This window comes from Roseicyclus salinarum, from assembly GCF_029624655.1.
Lineage (GTDB): Bacteria > Pseudomonadota > Alphaproteobacteria > Rhodobacterales > Rhodobacteraceae > Roseibacterium > Roseibacterium salinarum.
Map to the genome: position 1 here is coordinate 1 of NZ_JARRSA010000060.1, position 623 is coordinate 623.

The 623-nt window shown below is 75.4% G+C and carries 1 protein-coding gene; it reads right to left on the bottom strand.

Annotated features, from left to right (window positions below):
* Positions 1-623 (bottom strand): LysM peptidoglycan-binding domain-containing protein (locus P6F26_RS19595; RefSeq protein WP_278030393.1); only part of this gene is annotated, 623 nt, incomplete at both ends.

Here is a 623-nt window from a genome sequence, read left to right on the forward strand (position 1 = left end):
AGCGGCTCGGCGGCCGAGGGCGGCGCCGGCGCGACGCTCGCGCCCGGAGGCGCGGCCGAGACCTGCCTGACATCGTCGTCGAGCACGATGGGGATCAGCAGGTACTGTCCCTCGCGCACGGCGAGGTCGGGGCCGAGCCCGTTCCATTCCGCCAGCGCGCGCACCGAAACGCCGTAGAGGCGCGCGATGGAATAGGCCGTCTCGCCACGGCCGACGCGGTGGCGCACCGGCTCCACGCCGGGCTGGGTGGCGGTGCCCGCCACGGGTCCGCGGACCGCCTCGGCCTCGTCGATCGCGCCGCGCGCGATCGAGGCGATGTCGGTTGCCTGCCCTCCGGGGCCGCTCACCATGCGCGGCAGGGCCAGCACCTCGCCCCCGCGCAGCGCGTCGCCCGCGCTCCGGCCGTTGTAGCTGGCCAGTTCCTGCGGCGTCAGGCCGATCCGGTTCGCCACGTCCGCCACGCTGTCGCCCTGCCGGGCGACGACGACCTGGTAGCTCTCATAGGTGATCAGGCCGCGGGCGTCGGGTTCGGGCCGCGGCGCCGTCTCGGTCCGGGCGCCCGAAATCGGGTTGTTGCGGAAATCGAAGTCGAGGCCGGGCGGCGCGCCGACGCAACCCGCCAG